This window comes from Mesorhizobium sp. M1399 (assembly GCF_040317735.1).
In the GTDB taxonomy this organism is placed as follows: Bacteria; Pseudomonadota; Alphaproteobacteria; order Rhizobiales; family Rhizobiaceae; genus Mesorhizobium.
Genome location: NZ_JAMYKZ010000029.1, coordinates 18409 through 36556 on the forward strand (window position 1 = coordinate 18409; position 18148 = coordinate 36556).

Sequence of the window (18148 nt, forward strand, 5' to 3'; positions counted from 1 at the left end):
GCATGAGCGAAAAGCAGAGGAAGCCAAGGCTTCGGGAGCCTGAGAAGCAGAGGGATGAACCCGTCCCTATTTTTCCCCGCCTCCCCAGGTATCATTACGTGGAGTCGGTCGATGCCTATTCAATTGGTCTGTAGGAACGGACAGATGGTAGCGGCTGAAGGCGTCGCGAAACTGATTGCGGAACATCGTCGGAGCATTGCTGAGCTTGAACATCTTGGCAAGCGAGCGATGGAGGCCGAGGGTACGGACGCGATCTTGCTGGGTCAGAGGTTGGACGCGGTCATGGCGGAAGAGGCCGCAGTGCGAAGGCGTGCTGCCATTGCCCCGGTAACCACTATCGCAGAAATGAAAATGAAGGCTGCTTACTTCCAACGGCTGACGGCTCATGGCTGGTGCGAGATTGATGTCGACGATTTGCGTGCGTTGCTCGGTTCTTTCACGAAACTCCAGCCCTAGGAGAAGAGCGCTGAGATCCATGAGGCCACGGTATTCCAGGCCGCGTAGATGGCCGCCGGCACCAAAATGATCGCGATGAACGCAGCCGCTCCGCCAATGGCGCCGTCGCCGCGTCCTTCCACAGGATAGTAATATCTGTGCGCTTCATCATCGTGTTTCATGCTGTCTCTCCGACCGCTTGTTTAGCAGCAGTTGCACAGGATGCTGAAACGTTGTGCTCCACAAACCTGCACGTTTCATCTTAGCGTTGATTTCCGCGACGAGGTAGTTCTGATTGACGGCTTTGCCCTTTGCTGTCGTCGCGGCAAACGCGTATCCGGTTGCTATGAGCGCTGTGCCGACGTCGATTGTTTCGCCATTGAGCTGCGCACCGCACACGACAAAAACCGCCTTGTCGAGGGCATAGCCGATTGGCTGGCATGTAACCGCGGCGCTATCGAACAGCGCAGCCAGGTGCGCCAGGGAGGTGTTCCCGCAATCGATTTTGTTACCATTTGGCTCTTCAGCTGACGTGCCTCGAAGACATGACTGGACGCCATAGAGGCGGAAAAGGTGATCTCCGTCACGCCAGGTATCTCCGGTCAGCAGTTGAGCCGATTTCGATACCGGGAAGGGCGTTGGTACGGCAGGGTCAATGGCATTCTGCGCCTGTGCCGATGCACAAAAACAAAATGCGGCCACTGTAAAGCCCGCCTGTTTCATTCCTGGAACTGTCCACCGAGGTCGGCGGAATGCTCCAGATCGGGGCGTAGCGACTTGCCGTCCTTGTTGCGTCCGATTGCCGCCATTTCGAAAAAAACCATTTCGTCATCGTCGTAGGCGACGTTGTACGGGTCGTTGGCATTGCCCGCCCCCACGAGCGAGAAACACGACACCGCATCGGGTTCACCCTTCGTGCTGTGCAAGACTAGTGTTTTGCAAAGCACGACAGATGCACGATCGTTGTAGATTGCCCCTTCATAGTCCTGCGCGGCCTTCGTGCAGTCCCATTGCTGCGTCTTGTATGTGATCTTCGGTTTTGGGCAGGCCGCAAGGCCGCGCAGCCGATACGTCACGCCGTTGATGACGCGCTCGGTCGCCGACGGCAGCTTAACCGGCGAGATGAGGGCGGCCGCATCGCGCTGAAAGAGCGCACCTTTTGCATCGTAGCGTTCATAGACGAACACCTTCTCGCCCGGCTTGGCAAACTGAAGCAGGTAGTGCTCCGACGGCTGCGCGAAGGCACTCGGGGCGTCGGCGCCGGCAGCGTAAGCCACGGTGCCCTGGAGCAGCAAGACCGTGCAAAGGGCCGTCTGTTTCATCGAAATTCGTCCCTGCGGCGCATCTCGTGTTGACACTTTACTAGGGCTGCGTGTAGCCATAGTAAAGTGTTAAATTTTGGCGACAGTATGAACACTCGATTCGCTCTTCTGCTCACCCTCTTTGGCGCCACGATGCCGTTGCAAGCGCACGGCCGGGACCTGGCATCAGACCGCGTGGCGATCGCCTTTGCAACGCCGGCGCAAGCCATTGCCGCAGCCGAGGCGAATAGGCCGGGGGCGTGCAAGACCGGAAATCGGGCTGACGTCTCCCGACTTGTGCGTTCAATCGCGCAAGAGGAAGGCTTCGACGCCAATCTGGCCGAGGCAGTTGCATGGGCCGAAAGCGATCTCGGCGCCAGTCAGGGTCCCTCGAAGGCCGGAGCCCTGGGAATCATGCAGCTGATGCCGGGCACGGCGGCCGATCTAGGGGTCAGCGATCGTTGCGATACAGCGGCAAATGTCCGCGCTGGCCTCCGCTATCTGAAGTCACTTTATGACGAGTTCCAGGATCCGCTGCTGATGCTGGCGGCATACAACGCCGGGCCCAACAGCGTCTACAAGGCGCAGGGCATTCCGGTGAATCCGGAGACGGCGGAATACATCGTGAAAATACTGAACCGCTGGAAGTTCGGCGGCGTGGTGAAGAAGTCCGCCCTGACCAAAACCGAAATGCTCGCGGCCGCGCCGCCAGCAAGCGAGGACGCTTGGCAGGATGGTCATGTCATGGATTTCGGCAACTGAAAGGAGCCAAGGGTGGAATACAGGAAAGCGGGCAAATTTGTCCTGAAACTGGCCTTGGCCTCAGCGGTCGGAATAGCTCTCGCCCCAGCCACTGCGTATGCGCAGTCGGCGGCACCAGTCGAAAATGTGCTGGAGTGGTTCGTCGGAGTTCTGCAAGGCAACATAGCGCGCTCATTCGCCATCATCGCGGTCTGTTTTCTTGGCTTCCTCGCCATGACGGGCCGGCTGGCGTGGATGATGGCCTTTTCCATCATCATTGGCATCGCTCTGATCTTCGGCGCTGCCCAGTTGGTGGATGCAGTGCGCGCGACCGCGGGAGGCAGTTGAGAGATGAATGACGAGGAAGTCTATGTCGAGCCGGTCAGCCTGCCACTGACACGCCCCCCGATGAAATGGGGGGTGCGCTACGAGGTTTTCGCGCTGAACGGCATCCTTGCGGTGATCGGTTTTATCGCCACAAGCAGCTTCATACTCGGTCTTGGCGTGTTCGGCGTGGTGCATCTGGTCAGCGCATATCTGTGCCAGCGCGATCCCTACATGTTTCATATTTTCGAGCGGCGCGTCTCCAAACGCGGAGCAGTTGCGAACCTTACTTTTTGGGGCGCGAGGAGCTATTCGCCATGAGCCTCGATGCAGACCTGAAATTTGGCCGTGAGCGTCGCCGCGAAAAACCCGCGGCGATGCACATCCCCTACCTTCGGCATGTCGATGACAATCTGATCGTGACGAAAAGCGGCTTTCTGGTCGGCGCCATCCAGCTCAGCGGCCTGCCGTTCCAGACAATGGACCAGGCCGAGTTGAACAGCCGCATGTTCAACCGCAACACAACGTTCCGCAATCTCTCGACCTCTCGCTTTGCGGTCTACACAACGATCATCCGCCGCCACGTGACGCCGGAGATCGAAGGCGACTTTGACAATCCTTTCGTGGCGGAGCTCGACGCCCGCTACATGGATGAGCTTGGGGCGAAAAACCTTTTCGTCAACGAGGCGTATCTGACGGTCATACGCCGCCCGATGCTCGGCCGCGTCGGCTGGGTGGACAAGGCGCTCAATGCGTTCCGCATCAGTACCGCGGGCGAAGAAACCCGCGAGGAGGCGATGGCCGAATTGCGTGACGTGCTCGACGGCGTCGTCAAGGATTTCACGGCTTACGGAGCGCGGCTTCTCGGTGTCGTGAAGCGCCGCGACAGCTTCTTTTCCGAGCCGGCAGAATTTCTGGCGAAGATCCTCGCCGGCGGCGTCGATGTGGAAATGCCTTTGCCGCGAATGAGCCTTGGCGATGTGCTGGCGACACGGCAGCTGTTTTTCGGCAAATCCGCGCTGGAACTTCGCGGGCCGGATGCCGGCAAACTCGGCGCCATGGTGTCGATCAAGGAATACCCGCCGTTCACCGCTCCGGGCTCATTGGACGGTCTCTTGCGCCTGCCACATGAGTTTGTCCTGACGCAGAGTTTCGCGATCGAAGACCGGGTTACCGCGATGCGCAGGATCAATACCATCGCCAACCAGGTTGAGGGTTCCGACGAGGCGGGCACGACGGTCGAGGAGTCAGTCCACGACGGCGCCGACAAGCTGGCCGGCGGCGAAGTCGTCTTCGGACAACACCACATGAGCGTCATGGCCTTGGCACCGGACATGACCGGGCTCAACCGTGCGCTATCCGACATCACGGCCGAGCTTTCACGCATGTCGATCGTGCCGGTTCGCGAGACACTGAACACAGAACTGGCCTTCTGGGCCCAATTGCCGGGAAATTTCAGCTACATCGCGCGACGTGCGTTGATCTCGTCGCTTAACTTCGCCGGTCTTTTCTCAGGACACAATTTCCCGTCCGGCCAACGTGAGCGGCTGCATTGGAAACGCCCTGTCGCTTTGCTCGAAACGACCAGCCAGACGGCCTACTATTTCAATTTCCACGTTCACGATGTTGGGCACTTCACGGTGTTCGGCCCGACCGGCTCGGGCAAGACCGTAGTGCTGTCGTTCCTGATGGCGCAGGCCATGCGCATCATGCCGCGGCCCCGATGTGTTTATTTCGACTATATGCGCGGCGCTGAAATTTTTGTTCGGGCGCTGGGCGGTCGCTACGAAGCGATGGACCCTTCTCAGCCGACCGGGTTCGCGCCATTGCAGCTCGAGGACACGGCAGAAAACCGGTCCTTCCTGGAAGATTTGCTCATCTACATTCTGACGCCGGAAGGTGGCGCGCTGGATGTGGCGGAGATGCGCGTCATCAACGCCGCCGTCGACATGATCTACAAGATTTCGCGCGAACAGCGCACCTTCGACCTGCTGCCGGAAGTGCTGCGGGGCTCGCTCATGCCCGGCATGAACGATCTGGCCGCGCGGATACAGCCCTGGCTCGACCCGAAGGACAAGGGCTGGCTTTTCAACAATCCCGTCGATCTGGTCGATTTCTCGAAACCCGTCGTCGGGTTCGACATGACCAAGATCCTTGGCGATCGAAAGCTGCGCTCGGCGGCGTTGCTCTACATCTTCCATCGTCTTGAGGACGTCATCGACGGCTCGCCGATCATGCTCTTCCTCGATGAAGGCTGGAAGCTGTTGGACGACGAGGTTTTCGCCGCCTTCATCAACGAGACGCTGAAGACCATTCGTCGCCGGAATGGCGTGGTCGGCTTTGGCACGCAGACGGCGGAAGATGTTGTCAATTCCTCCATATCGTCGTCGCTGATCGAGCAAACGAAGACCAACATTTTCTTCCCCAACCCGAAGGCGAGCAAGGAGTCCTACATGGAGCGCTTCTCGCTGACAGCGAAGGAATTCGAGTTCGTGCGCCGAACCGCCAAGGAAACACGCACTTTCCTCGTCAAGCACGACAGCGACTCGATCGTCGCCAAGCTCGATTTGTCAGCGATGCCCGATCTGATCAAGGTCTTGTCCTCGAACGAAGCCAACAGCAAGGAATGCGCGCGGCTCCGGGAGACCTTCGGCGATGAGCCGGAGATGTGGCTGCCATACTTCTGCGGATGGGAGAACGAGCATGACGAGGCGGCTTAGCAGCGCTTGTCTCGCCGTGGCTCTAGCGACGGCGGAAAGCATGAGCGTGGCTGTCGCTCAGATCGCGATCATCGACGGGCAGAACCTCGACAAGCGGCAAGAGGACGAGCAGCACAGCAAGACGTCGGATGAAGCGAAGAAGGACGAAACCGACAAGAAGAAAAACGTCGTCTGCACCTATTCGAACAAATACCGCTCACAGATGTTTCGCCGATCCCCGGCCGACGCGTTACAGCGCGATGCCGGCAACGTAAAGCTAATCCGCTACTATGCGCAAAAATACGGCGTGTCCGAAGGCCTGGCGCTTTCCGTCGGCTATCAGGAATCGCGCTTCGACACATGCGCCGGCAGCCACACAGGCGTCAAAGGCGTCATGCAGCTAACCAAGGGCACCGGTAAGTCCATGGGACTGGACCGTGACGTGAACGAGCAGAACGTCGAAGGAGGTGTCAAATATCTCGGGATGGGCGTGAAGCAATGCGGGGCGACGAATTATGGCTGTCTCGCCTCCTTCTACAACGGATCGAACGCAGGTGAGCAAAACCAATGGGCCGGCGGTGTCGGCCGTTGGAACAGCTACTTCAACGACTATGTGTCGAGCGGTAAGGCTCCGGCCGCCGCGCCGCCACCATTCTCGATCGTAACGGCCGGCGGCGCCGGCGGCACGGCCCAGGACGCGGCCATGGGCACGGTGAGGAAGGCGGCTGGCGGCCTTGATGCAAGCTCATCGCAGATCGGCGCCAACTATGCGGCGATCGACGCGCTAGCGGGCAACATTGGCCAGGTGACCGAATACAAGGACGCTTGGGAGCTGAACTCGTCGGCTCGTGGGATCAACGCCGATGTCACCAACCAGTACCTCGCCCAGGCGGGGGATTTTACGGCCTTGCTGGTCCAACTTTTATCGTTGCAGAATGTTCAGGCATCGCAGTCGTCCAAGCTGGTGCAACAGCCGAAGAGCGGCTCTCCAAACCCGTTCTCTTGTGATCCCGCGGAATTGGAGCGGTTGAGGATCGATCGCGGCCGGTGGCTACCATGCGCACTTGAGAACGCGGGGGCAAGCTCGGCCGACAGTCGCTCGATGATCATCACCAGTGATCCTGCCGGCGCTGCCAGCGTGATCAATTCTCTACAGCAATAGGAGGCTGACATGACGAAATTCGCGATTGCCGCCAGTCTGGCGCTTTGGGCAAGCACGGCCCACGCACAGATTGCCGTCATTGATGGCGCCAATCTCGATGTCGCCCGCAAGAATGCGGACAACACCAACTCCATCATGGATTCGAACAAGGACATTCTGAAAAAGAGCGAGGAGATCCTGCAGGCTCTCAGCGGCAGTCGTGACGGTTCGCTCGGGATCGGACAGATGGGTCTTGGCGGCAACATGTCGATCGCCCAGGCGCCGTCGTTCGGATCGATCCTGAACGGCGGTGCGCTTTCGTTTGGTGGCCTGTCGCCCGAAATACAGAAAATCGCCGGTGCCGTCATCAACGGGCTCCAGCTGGTGAAGCAGCTCCAGCAGATTGCCGGCAAAGAGACGAGCGCCGTCAACACGGCCTATGGCGGCAGCGTCAATGTGGCCTCGCTGCTGAGCGCATTGACCTCGCAGGCTTCGCAGGGCGTTACCCAGCGCCAACAGTCTCTGCAGTCAGCGAGCGGGCAGATCGGGCAGTCGCAGGACGTCAAGGGTTCGGTGGACCAGAACACACGAATGCAGCTGGAAAACGCGCGCGCCGTCAACGAACTGATCGGCGTCCAGAACGGCGCAGTCGCGGCCCTGAATGAGAAGCTGAAGGGAGATCTACTTCGCCAGAGTCAGGTGCAGAAGATGATGACACCGCGCAACGTCAATCCGTTCGCGGAATTCGGCAAGAGCGGAGGCTGAGCGCTTGTCGCGGCGAGTCCTGCGCATATGCGTTGTGATTGGGCTCGGCGCAGGGCTTTTTGGATGCGCAAATCGCGAACTGAAAGCGCCGTGCGGGCCTTTGTCGTATGCCTACGCCGACGAATGCGGCGCGCTGAAGCCGGTTAATTCAACGCCGTTCGCCAGCATCATTGACGAGGATCCATGAACGGTCTCGCCGCAAGCATCCTCGGTGGCATTGACAACATCGGAGAGGACTTCGTTCGCACCGTCTATATGCAGTTGGGCAATGCGATGGGCAACGTCTTCACCCTCATGCTCACCCTCTATATTGCGTGGTGGGGCTATTCGATCCTGAGCGGGCGAGAGTCGATTTCGCCAATCGAAGCGGCCTATCGCCTCGGCCGCGCCGTCATCATCTATCTGCTGCTGACCGGATGGGGCACGTTTTCCGCGACGATCTATCAGCTCGTGCAAAGCATTCCAGACGAGGTCGGTAAGGTGATCGTCGGCGCCGTGTCGCGGGCCACCGGCAATCAGCTTAGCGACCAGGCGGCAATTCCAGCGCTGATCGATAATCTCTACCAAGGGGCGCAGGACGTCGCCAATCAGGTCTATAGCGGATCCTTCTATGACATTTTTGGCGCGCTCTTGTCGCTGCTCGTCCTGCTGTCTGCCATCATCTTCGCAGCGCTTGCCATTGCCGCGATCATCGCCGCCAAGGTGATGTTGTTCATCACGCTGGCCTTGGCGCCGATATGGATCATCCTTTGGCTTTACCGCTGGTCCTCGCGCATGAGCGAAGGCTTCCTTTCGCTGACCACCTTTCTGATGATCCAGCAAATCCTGATCTATGGCTTTCTCGGCTTCTACTTCTCGCTCGTCAACGCGGCGCTGAACACCGCAACGTCCGGCGGAGCGACCATGGACAGCAAAATGTCGCTGGTGCTGCCCTTGGTGCTGGTGACGATCATCGGCATCTACGTTCTCATGCAGATACCCTCGATTGCTTCGATCCTGAATGGCGGCGGGTATCTCAGCACCGTGGGCGCATATAACCCTTATAGAAACTTCGGCAGAAACGCAGTGCGCTATTCCGGCGCGCGATGGGCCGCCGGCCGCGCCGCTCGCGGCGCCCGCCAGCTCGCGACAAACAGTTTTCGATCTTCGCGAGCAGCCAGGACGGATGCCGCAACCCGGTCCGCCATCCAGCAAGGTGCGCGCGATAACTCCAGGCCTCTGGCCTAGGACACAAGAACGATCACCGATCGCGGCGTGGATCAGAATGCGTCGCGCAAACGAGGCAACAGTAACGTGGCAATGCCAGTGGAAACGGCTGCTGACCGCAGCAGCGAACTCGTCGACAAGCGCTATTACAGGGCGGGCGCGACCTGGGAAGACGACACGCACAGGTCAATGCGTCGATCGCGTACATTGGCATGGATCGTCAGTGGCGTTTCTGGACTGGTGGCGGTGTTGTCGCTGCTGGCGCTCGTGCTGATCCTGCCGCTCCGGCAGTTCGAACCGTATGTTGTGGAGGTCGACAAATCGACGGGCTACCTCGAGATCATGCGCGCGCTCAAGCCTGGAGATTTGTCCCAGAACGAAGCCGTCACGGCCGCCAATCTGGTTCGCTACATCAGGGCCCGCGAAACCTACGATTCGCGTGAACTAAAACAGAATTACGATCTGGCACAGCTCTACTCCACCGACGCCGCATCCAAGGATTTGACATGGCTTTTCACGCCGGCAAACCTGCGGTCGCTGGACAAGATCTATGGCCGCAATGTCACCATTTCCGTCGAGATCAAGTCGGTTTCCCTGCTCAATCGCAACACAGCCTCGGTGCGCTTTGCCACAACGACGCGGCGGGACAATTCGTCCGCGGTCGACAATTGGGTGGCGGTGATAAAATTCCGCTACACCTCAACGCCGCTCAAGAACGAATGGCGTTTCGACAACCCGTTGGGTTTTCAGGTTACGGATTACCGCCGCGACCAGGAATCGGCGCCGGCCGCGGGGAGCCTGCAATGAGATGGCGCGTGAGCCTCGCGCTGTCGGCCACCCTTCTGCTCGGCACGATGCACGGCGCGGCCGCACGCGACGGCCGGATTCGGTATGTCACCTTCAACAATGACGATGTGACGTCGGTGCGCGCAGCTCTTGGCATTTCAACGATGGTCGAGCTTAGCCCGACCGAAGTCATCGAAACCGTGTCGGCTGGCGACACGAAAGGCTGGTCGATCATCCCCAAACGCGGATCGCGATTTCTGTTCGTCAAGCCGCTGGAGCGCGATGCGTGGACCAACGTCAACGTGGTCACCAACCGGCGCGTCTATTCCCTGCTGCTGCAGGCAACCGACAATAGCCGTGACCGGGCATCCTTCCAGGTCCGGTTCAAATACCCGGACGAGGATATCAACGCGCGCCTGCTCTCACAGGCCAAGGAGAGCGCCGCCGATCCGGATTTGAAGGACCTGAATTATGCCGATCTCAATTACGACTACGCCTACAAGGGCGACGACAGCCTGAAGCCGCGCACCGTATTCGACGACGGCACCAAGGTGTTTCTGGAGTTCAAGGGCGACATTCCGGCGATCTTCGTTGTCGACGACACGCGTCAGGAGTCGCTGGTCAACGTTCGCACGCAGGGCAAATACACCGTCATCGACAAGGTCGCACGGCAATTCACCTTGCGGGCCGATGGCAAGACGCTCTGCCTCTACAACCGGGCGCGACCCAACGAAATCGATCCGGTCGAGCAGATCTACGGTCCAACGAAACTGACAGGCGGTTCCACCCTGTTCGGATCCAGCGGAGGGCGGTGATGACCCAGATCGATTATAACCAACTGGACGGCAGCCCGACAGTCGCGCGCCGTGGTGCGGGCGTGGGTACCAGGATCGCCCTGGTCGGCCTCGGCGTAGTGCTGGTAGGCGCGCTGATATGGCTGAACTGGCCCCGGGAGCCGGTATCGCGCGATCTTCGCAGCGATGGCGAGGAAAACTTCAATCCGCCAGAGTTCCGCCCGCCGGCGTTGAACGACCCGCCGCAACCTGCCGACGGCACGATCGACCAGATCGTGGTGCCGCCACCAGCTGACGGCCAAAAGGGCACGCAACAAGCCGATAATGTCGACCAGACCGTGCAGGAGGGCGCGGACCTTGACGCGCAGCGGCGGGCGCTGGAGGCGCAAATGGCGGCCGAGGAGGCTCGCCGCAAGGCCGAGGAGGAAGAAGCCCGCCGCAAGGCCGCGGCTGAGGACGAGGCTCGCCTTAAGGCTGAGGCCGCCGAGCGTGAAAAAGCGGTATGGGCACGCCTGCGGTCGAACCAGATGGTGACGAATGATCAAACCGGCTCGACGGATGCCGGCGCCCCGGCGGCACAGGTCGAAATCGCGCCGGACGGTCAGATCATTGCGGTCCCCGGCGCCGACAGTGATCCCAACAAGGCATTCCTGGCGCAGTCTGAGGCAAGTTCTTCCGGCATTGTCAAAGCCAGGGTCTTCCGCCGCACCGATGCGTTGATCCCAGAGGGAACGATCATTCGCGGCTATTTGGAAACCGCGATCAACACCGACCTTCCCGGTGCCGTGCGCGCTGTCGTGCGCGAGGATGTCTTCTCGCTCGACGGCAGGCGGATCCTCATTCCGAAGGGCTCGCGGCTGACCGGGGAATACCGCTCGGGGCTTGCGCGCGGTCAGAAGCGTGTTTTCATCGTCTGGAGCAGGGCCATCCGCTCGGACGGTATTTCTATCGATATCAAGTCGCCTGGTGCCGATGCGCTCGGCCGCGGTGGCATGGGCGGCCGTGTCGATACGCACTGGCTTGAACGCTACGGCAACGCCATCATGCTTTCCGTCGTTGGCGGCGTCTCTGAATATCTGTCCTCGCTTGGAGATCGCAGCCAGGATGGACAACAGCGCCAGGTGTCGACGATCGATCCCGTAACCGGCGAGACCACCACCGTAACTTATGGTGGCAATGGCTCGCAGCGCGACGCCCGCAGCATCGCCTTCGATAAGTCATCGACCGCCTTGCAGCAACTCGCGCAAGAGGCGTTTCGCGACACGCAGAACATTGGCCCGACAGTCTACGTCGACCAGGGCACATCGATTGTCGTGCTGGTGCGGCGAGATCTCGATTTCTCGGATTTGTACGCTGATCCCGTTCAGGAAGAAGTTGCACGCCTGAAGGCAGGTGGGCGGCCGAAGGCGGCGATCGATCCGACGCCTCTCTACGGTACGCCGAAGGATCATTTCTATTCCGGCTATGGGAGCCCGGTGAAATGAATGCCGTGCTTCCCCTCCCCGACCCTTGGGCGAGAGCCCCGGTCCTGCGCGCTCATCTGGAACCGATATGGTCCTATTTGAATGAAGATGCGGTCTCCGAGATTGCGATCAACAGGCCGGGTGAATTGTTCATCGAACGCCTCGGCGCGAAGGAAATGGAGCAAGTCGTCAAGCGAGAGGTCACGCCCGGCTGGATTCGCAACATCTCGACTGGCGTCGCCTCGGCGACAAATCAGGTCATCAACGAAGAAAAGCCGGTCCTGTCGGCCGCTCTTCCCTCGGGTGAGCGCATCCAATGCATCTTGCCGCCGGCGGCTCCCGAAGGCGGGGCGATCTCGATCCGCAAGCAGGTCATCATGGATATGAGCCTTGATGCCTACAACGATCTCGGCGCATTCGAGAACACGGCGATGGGCAGCGGACTGGCGCTGTCAACCGAAGAAAAGCGACTTGTCGAGATGTTGCACGACACGTCGCCGATGGACTTCCTGCAATATGCCGTGCGCAACCGTGTCTCCATCGTCGTTTCAGGCGGTACATCGACCGGCAAGACGACGTTTTTGAATGCGCTCTTGAAGGAGATCCCGGCCCATGAACGGATCATCACGATCGAAGATACCCGGGAACTGAGGCTGCCGGCTCCCAACAACGTCACCTTGATAGCTTCGAAGGGCGACCAGGGCCTTGCCAAAGTCTCCGCCCAACAGCTGCTCGAGGCCTCGCTTCGCATGCGGCCCGACCGTCTGCTATTGGGCGAGTTGCGCGGCGCTGAAACCTTCGCATTCCTCCAGGCCATCAACACCGGCCATCCGGGTTCACTCACGACCGTTCATGCCAATTCCGCCCGGTCCGCCTACGAGCGGCTGGCGCTGATGGTCATGCAGGGCAGCTCGGGCCTCTCACGAAGCGAAATTCTCGACTATCTGCGCGAGGTCATTCCGGTGGTCGTTCAGATGGTCCGCACCGAAGGCGGACGGCGCGGCATCAGCGAGATCAAGTTCACCAAGGCGGAGACGATCTAGCGGGGCCACCCATGCAGAAAATCGCAACAGCAATTTTCATGGTGCTCATGGCGATGGCCCTGGGCGCCCTGGTCTTCACGGTCGCCTATGCCGCGACTGATTGGTACAGGACTGGCTCCCACGTCCTGTTCGACCAGTTGAACGCCAATGCTTTGCCGGTTGTTCGTTTGGCCTGGGCTGACGTGACCGCGAGAAATTTTGACCGGGTGCAATACGCCATTGCGACGGGAGGTTTAGGGTTTCTCTTGCCACTGGTCGGCCTGTTTCTCATGCGCCCCAGAAAGCGCAATGACTCTCGCTTCATGACTATGAGCGACGTATCGAAAACCGGCTTGACCAAAATTGGCGGCGTGTTCGTCGGTCGAGCCGGCGGCAGGCTGGCCGAAATTTTGTCGCCCGGCCGCGATCAGCGCTCCGGCAAGGTCCGTTTGATCCAGCGCAAGCTGATTGGCGGCAAGAAATTGTGGATTGATGGCGATGATGTTGGCGGCTTTGTGATAGGGCCGCCGCGCTCCGGCAAAGGCACGTCTCTCATTATCCCGAACGCCCTGACCTGGCCGCATTCGTTCGTGGTTCTCGACCTGCGTGGCGAGACCTATGCGGCCACCGCCGGCTACCGTTCAACCATGAGCCGCGTGGTGCGTTTCGCGCCGGCTGATTCGGACGGCAATACCGCATGCTACAATCCGATGGACTTCATCTCGCTGGATTCGGCACAGCGCGACATCGACCTTCGCAACATCGCTGCAGCGCTGTTTCCGCGCCCCCCTTCGAACGCGGATCCCTACTGGGTTAACGACGCCCGCCTCCTTTTTACCGGCATCGCGTCCTTCGTCATGGAATCGCCTGCGATCCCGAACGAGAAGAAGACCTTCGCCACAATCCTCGAGATCATGAACGGTGCCGAGCAGCCGCTCCTGGAGTTCATCGGCTCGCTGCGCGAGGAACGCCGCCGCGAATGCTCGCATTTCACGCTGCAAACCCTGCTGCCATATTTTGAGATGTCTGAGCGGCAGTTTTCCGGGATATATGCCGGCGTACGCACCGGCATGGCCCCTTTTCTCAACGAGCGCCTGATGCGAGCTACGTCGCGCAGCACGTTCGATATTCGCAGGCTGAAGCGCGACCGGATCTCTCTTTATCTCGACGTGCGGCGCGAGCAGATCACCTCCCTTGGACCGTTGTTCAACGTCCTGATTACGCAGTTGATGAACTTCATGTCGGAAACTATGCCGCGTGCCGACGAGCATCCGGTGCTTGTGCTGCTCGACGAGTTCCAGAACCTCGGCAAGCTCGAGAACGTGACCGAAATGGCGAGCGTGCTCGGCGGCAACGGTGTTTCGATGTGGTTCTTCGTACAGTCGCTGAAGGCTGTAGACGAGATCTATCGCCAGGAGGGGCGCAAGACACTTATCAACGCGGCTCGCGTGCAGATCTTTTTCGGTGCGCAGGACGCTGACGATCTGCGCTACATTTCCGAGCAGCTCGGCGAAACGTCGGACGTTCAAAAGGACGTGACGCGAACCAAGGCAACCTTGTTCGACACTTATTACACGCGCTCCGAGCACCGCAAGCAAGTGCGGCGGCCTCTTATGCGGCCGGATGAAATCCGCACGCTCGACAAGAACAAGGTCATCATATTGCCGCGCGGCGAACTGCCAATTCTCGGCACGCGCAATTTCTATTTCGCCGACGGCCGGCTCGCCAAACGCGCGTTCATGCCCCTGCCCGCCTCTACCGACGCTTCGCGCACGAAAAGCCCTGCATTGGACGCTTCTGAGGCGGTTCCATCTCATGCGCTCCCGACGATTGTGCCGACAGCACCTGCGTACCGCTCGGGCCTCGTGCAGACGCGCCTGCGGCGCGGCGCGACATTTGCAGCAAAAGCTGACCGTATGGCTCTGCCGCGGGGCCGGCGCGCAATCGTAAAAGAACGGCCGAAAGCAACCGACGCTGCGGTCGTACCAGCTTATACCGCCATAGATTTTTCCGCGTTGGCGGCTAAAGCGGTCACGACAAGGATAGCACCCGATAAAGAAGCGGCGGTGGCGGCGATCCTGAACAATGTGCGCTCTCTCCGGGCCCACGCATCCGACAAAGAAGCTTTCGACCGAAATTTGAGCGTCGTCGAAGACACCTTGCCCGATGTAGTCGACGGGTAGGAACTGCTGCGCCCTGCTCGTGTCAGATAGAAGAGCGGCAACGTCATGCCTCAGGCCTTCTGTATCAGCCGCCAGTTGCCGGGCGGTGCCGCTTGAGCACTCCAGTCAATCGCCGCGTAGAATCTTTGCTTCGCGCGCGACCGCGACGAAAGCCCTGCGGGCGGCGGGTGGATGAAGCTCACCTCGTATAACCTTCAGACAGGCGTCCATAGCTGCCCTGTGCTTCTCCGTCTGACGACCACCAAGATCCCGCAGCAGGATGGAGGCCGCATCATTAACATCGAACACGGTGCGTTCTGTATAGCGGCCAATCTGAATCACAACTGGCCTCTCAAATCTTACCAAGCCGGTCATCTACCCTCACCCTTGAAACTCTATCAACAACAGCCTGCGATCACCGGCGGAAGAAAAATCGCGTCGGTTGATCCCGCTTGCGGGTTGCCCCGGTCGGCCGCTCAATCGAAAGTTTAGTAAGAGGTGGGTTTCCACCCATGTTCAATTCGAGCAGACGTTGGTCCAATTCCTTGTCCGCCGCTGTGAGGCGATGGTTAAGGCGCAGATAGTCCATCCAGGTCGGCGTGCGGAAGGTTTCTGTCCAAAGCGAGGAATCCTGAAGATCGCGCTGGAGGTTCCAGTGCCTGGCGCCGACGCGGCTTTGCACCCGCCGTCGTTCCTGCATCTGATCGAGGAAAGCTTCGACGTTTGCCTCCGGTATTGAGTACTCGATCTTGATGACGATCGGGCCGCTTCTCGGCTTCAGGTCGAGAGCGAGTTGCGGTGTCTCGAAGCCAAAAGGATCCTGATCAGAGTCTTGCCATTGACGGATCGGCAACAGGAACCCGGTGGCCGCGACCATCAGTAGCGCAGCAGCTGAAATCTCCAGGGCTGAGGCAAGCGAATAGTTCTCAGCCACCGTACCCCACAGCCAACTGCCGGCCGCGATACCACCCGACGAAAGGGCATAATAGATCGAGAGCGTGCGACCAACGACCCACCTTGGGCTTGCCAATTGAACGCTTACGTCGAGCCCCGTCCAGGTGACCACCCATCCCGCGCCGCCGAGCGCCAGCGCAATAGCAGCCACTGCCACTGAAGACGTGAGAGCAAGAGATAAACAACACGCCGCGCAAGCAATGCATGCCAGTATTGTCAGTCGCTCCTGGGAGAGCGACCGTCTCAAAACATTGTTGCAGATGCCGACGCACAAGGCGCCGGTCCCGAAGCCAGCCATCAGGATGCCATAAACGATCGGTCCTCCGCCTAATTGATCGCGAGCAACGACAGGCAGGAGCGCGAGTATGGAGATGCTGGTCAGGCCAAAAAGCGCGCCACGCGCGATTGCCGCCTTGATCTCCGCCGATAGTGCGGTGAAGCGCGCTCCGTCATGGATGGCCGTGGTCAATGGCTCCCGCGGGAGGGGGGACGAGCGAACATCCCATTTGCGGCGCCCTATGGTCCACAGCAGCGCTAGATAGGTCAGCGTCGCCACAGCGAAAGCTGTCAAAGGTCCAAAGGAGGCAACGACAATGCCACCAATCGCCGGACCGACGCTTCGAACAGCGTTATATCCAACCGAGATGAGCGTAACCGCGGCTGGAACTTCGCGTTTTCGTAAGATGTCGCCGACCGACGCGTGCCAAGCGGGATCGGTGAAAGCGGCGCCCGCTCCGGCCAAACAGCTGAATGCAAGAACCATCCATGGATTGAAAATTCCCAAGCCTGCAAGAACCGTCAGCATCGCCGAGGACAGCGCTATCACGGACCAGCCAGCGAACATCAGATTGCGGCGGCTGAAATTATCAGCCAGGGCTCCGGCGATGATCGACAGGACGAATGTAGGCAACGTCGTCGAAGCCTGCACCAAGGCGACCATCACGTCGGAAGTCGAAATGGTCGCCATCAGCCAACTGATGGCGACAGTTTGAATTAGCCAGCCAAAGCTGGACACCTGCGTAGCAAGCCAGAGCGATCGGAAAGTTGCATTCTCGAGCGGCGCAAATGTCGCCGACGAAGCTGGAGTCGCATCTGCGGGCGCCACCCTGCTCATTGGGTTGAGCCCTCCCCTCGGTCTATCGGTCGCGTTTAGAGGTGCCCTCCCGGCGCAGGTGCCCGTGGAGGAATAGCAGCATGAGCGCATTTGCTAGGGATAGCGCAAGACAATTCTTCACCGCCGGCGCTCTGGCCGAAGCGATTACTTGGTCTGGAAGAAAAGGCGGATGCAGCCTGACCGCAAATCGGGCATCGCACCGAGTTAGGAATTGCCGCCTTCGGGAAGGAGACCTTCATTCCGCGCGGGAAACGATGCCCATGGAAAGCCTGGGACGACGGCGCCGATTTCTATCAGAGAGCTGGCCCGCAGCGGATTCAACGAAGCCGGGCCACACCTACCTAGCCGCCTTGATGCACGGCGACTAAGCTTTTGACGGCCTGAAGCGACATTGTGGTCGCCGTTGCGGTGCTTTTCCACGCGCCGCGTCAGGCGCCGGGATTGCTCCGTCGTGATGGCAGGCGGGGGTTTGCAGGTTGCGGTCGACGGGTTCGTTTCGGGGCGTCTGCCCCCATCGTTATGTCGCGAGTTGGGGCATGCGATCGAGGACGATGCGCAGGATGCGCTGGTCGGGGCACGATGTCGGCAGGTGCAGGCGGATTTGCGATTTCATCTCGACCACCCGCGCAGCGATTTTGATGAGGCGCAATCGCAGCGTGTCGAATTGGGCGACGGCAAAGCTCGAGCGCCTCGGCATCGCGGCCCGCAAGCCCCACATCAACCAGTAAGCACCGGCATGCAGGAATAGCCGGAACTGGTTGGCCGTCGCTCTGGTGCAGGATGTGCGGTCGGCGGCAAGATGCGTCTTCCACGACTTGATGTGGTTCTCGGCCGCGCCGCGCCGGCAGTAGACATCCTCGTAGAGCGCCTTGGCCTTCCCACCGGCAAGGTTGGTGACGACGAAGCGGATATCGCCACCTTGGGCGCCGACCTCGACCCGCGCGATGATGCGCTCGACGCGGCTCCAACTAGCGGCGCCGTCAACGAACTCCTTGAACCTGCGGACCCTGCCTGTCTTGGCCGACGCTTCGAAGCGCGCCGTCGTGCTGGCCTCCAGATCCGCGACATGCTTGCGCAGGCTCGTGGTGGGCGCGAGGCCAAAGATGAAGTCGACGTCGTTGGCGCGGCACCAGTCGATGACCTGCGGGTTGCAATAATGGCTATCGCCGCGGAGCAGGATTCGAATGTTCGGCCAGTTGATCCGGATCGCCCGCACCAGACGGCGCAGGTGGGGGCGGATC

At 60.0% G+C, this 18148-nt stretch carries 19 protein-coding genes; 13 read left to right on the plus strand and 6 right to left on the minus strand.

The window, feature by feature from the left end:
- Positions 1–144 precede the first annotated feature (144 nt).
- Positions 145–456 (plus strand): hypothetical protein, encoded by a 312-nt coding sequence (locus NKH05_RS30680; protein ID WP_352618977.1) that lies wholly within the window; start codon positions 145–147, stop codon positions 454–456.
- On the opposite strand, the gene NKH05_RS30685 is transcribed toward NKH05_RS30680, so the two are convergent.
- Genes NKH05_RS30685 through NKH05_RS30695 form a run of 3 tightly spaced genes read right to left on the minus strand, consistent with a single transcriptional unit; the run spans position 453 to position 1757 of the window.
- Entirely contained in the window at positions 453–617 is a 165-nt protein-coding gene (locus tag NKH05_RS30685) for a hypothetical protein (protein WP_352618975.1), read from the minus strand. The genes NKH05_RS30680 and NKH05_RS30685 overlap by 4 nt on opposite strands.
- Positions 604–1158, minus strand: a complete 555-nt coding sequence (locus tag NKH05_RS30690) for a thermonuclease family protein (RefSeq protein ID WP_353017540.1) — start codon at positions 1156–1158, stop codon at positions 604–606. Before NKH05_RS30690 ends, NKH05_RS30685 begins: the two co-directional genes overlap by 14 nt.
- Complete coding sequence (locus tag NKH05_RS30695) at positions 1155–1757, minus strand: hypothetical protein (protein WP_353017538.1); 603 nt, start codon at positions 1755–1757, stop codon at positions 1155–1157. Before NKH05_RS30695 ends, NKH05_RS30690 begins: the two co-directional genes overlap by 4 nt.
- An 87-nt stretch (positions 1758–1844) precedes the next feature.
- Between NKH05_RS30695 and NKH05_RS30700 the strand changes: the two genes are divergently transcribed.
- The 12 genes from NKH05_RS30700 (at position 1845) to NKH05_RS30755 (ending at position 14860) form a co-directional block, all read left to right on the plus strand.
- A complete protein-coding gene (locus NKH05_RS30700; protein ID WP_353026866.1) occupies positions 1845–2498 on the plus strand; it encodes a lytic transglycosylase domain-containing protein in 654 nt (217 codons plus the stop codon).
- A gap of 12 nt (positions 2499–2510) precedes the next feature.
- Positions 2511–2825 (plus strand): TrbC/VirB2 family type IV secretion system protein, encoded by a 315-nt coding sequence (locus tag NKH05_RS30705; RefSeq protein WP_352619172.1) that lies wholly within the window; start codon positions 2511–2513, stop codon positions 2823–2825.
- A 3-nt stretch (positions 2826–2828) separates the two neighbouring features.
- Entirely contained in the window at positions 2829–3122 is a 294-nt protein-coding gene (locus tag NKH05_RS30710) for a VirB3 family type IV secretion system protein (RefSeq protein ID WP_352619170.1), read from the plus strand.
- Positions 3119–5521 carry a VirB4 family type IV secretion/conjugal transfer ATPase gene (locus NKH05_RS30715; RefSeq protein WP_353017535.1) on the plus strand — a complete coding sequence of 801 codons (2403 nt, stop codon included), beginning with the start codon at positions 3119–3121 and terminating at the stop codon, positions 5519–5521. The genes NKH05_RS30710 and NKH05_RS30715 overlap by 4 nt, the downstream gene beginning before the upstream one ends.
- Positions 5522–5561: 40 nt before the next feature.
- Entirely contained in the window at positions 5562–6662 is a 1101-nt protein-coding gene (locus tag NKH05_RS30720) for a transglycosylase SLT domain-containing protein (RefSeq protein ID WP_353017533.1), read from the plus strand.
- 9 nt (positions 6663–6671) lie between these two features.
- Positions 6672–7406 carry a type IV secretion system protein gene (locus NKH05_RS30725; protein ID WP_353017531.1) on the plus strand — a complete coding sequence of 245 codons (735 nt, stop codon included), beginning with the start codon at positions 6672–6674 and terminating at the stop codon, positions 7404–7406.
- Positions 7407–7589: 183 nt separating this feature from the next.
- The gene (locus NKH05_RS30730; protein ID WP_352619125.1) at positions 7590–8633 is read left to right on the plus strand and encodes a TrbL/VirB6 family protein; all 1044 of its coding nucleotides are present in this window, start codon (positions 7590–7592) and stop codon (positions 8631–8633) included.
- Between the two features lie 27 nt (positions 8634–8660).
- Complete coding sequence (locus NKH05_RS30735; protein ID WP_353026867.1) at positions 8661–9419, plus strand: VirB8 family type IV secretion system protein; 759 nt, start codon at positions 8661–8663, stop codon at positions 9417–9419.
- Positions 9416–10213, plus strand: a complete 798-nt coding sequence (locus tag NKH05_RS30740; protein WP_353017529.1) for a TrbG/VirB9 family P-type conjugative transfer protein — start codon at positions 9416–9418, stop codon at positions 10211–10213. The genes NKH05_RS30735 and NKH05_RS30740 overlap by 4 nt, the downstream gene beginning before the upstream one ends.
- Positions 10213–11676: a type IV secretion system protein VirB10 gene (gene virB10 / locus NKH05_RS30745; RefSeq protein WP_352707181.1), complete on the plus strand. Its 1464-nt coding sequence runs from the start codon at positions 10213–10215 to the stop codon at positions 11674–11676. Before NKH05_RS30740 ends, virB10 begins: the two co-directional genes overlap by 1 nt.
- Entirely contained in the window at positions 11673–12698 is a 1026-nt protein-coding gene (gene virB11 / locus NKH05_RS30750) for a P-type DNA transfer ATPase VirB11 (RefSeq protein WP_353017527.1), read from the plus strand. Before virB10 ends, virB11 begins: the two co-directional genes overlap by 4 nt.
- A gap of 11 nt (positions 12699–12709) precedes the next feature.
- Positions 12710–14860: a type IV secretory system conjugative DNA transfer family protein gene (locus NKH05_RS30755; protein ID WP_352707176.1), complete on the plus strand. Its 2151-nt coding sequence runs from the start codon at positions 12710–12712 to the stop codon at positions 14858–14860.
- 105 nt (positions 14861–14965) lie between these two features.
- On the opposite strand, the gene NKH05_RS30760 is transcribed toward NKH05_RS30755, so the two are convergent.
- The 3 genes from NKH05_RS30760 to NKH05_RS30770 all read right to left on the minus strand — a co-directional run.
- Positions 14966–15214, minus strand: a complete 249-nt coding sequence (locus tag NKH05_RS30760; protein ID WP_352468908.1) for a DUF982 domain-containing protein — start codon at positions 15212–15214, stop codon at positions 14966–14968.
- A gap of 40 nt (positions 15215–15254) precedes the next feature.
- Positions 15255–16907, minus strand: a complete 1653-nt coding sequence (locus NKH05_RS30765) for an MFS transporter (protein ID WP_353017524.1) — start codon at positions 16905–16907, stop codon at positions 15255–15257.
- A gap of 517 nt (positions 16908–17424) precedes the next feature.
- A partial coding sequence (locus NKH05_RS30770; protein WP_353026869.1) for an IS1380 family transposase occupies positions 17425–18148 on the minus strand: 724 nt, incomplete at its 5' end.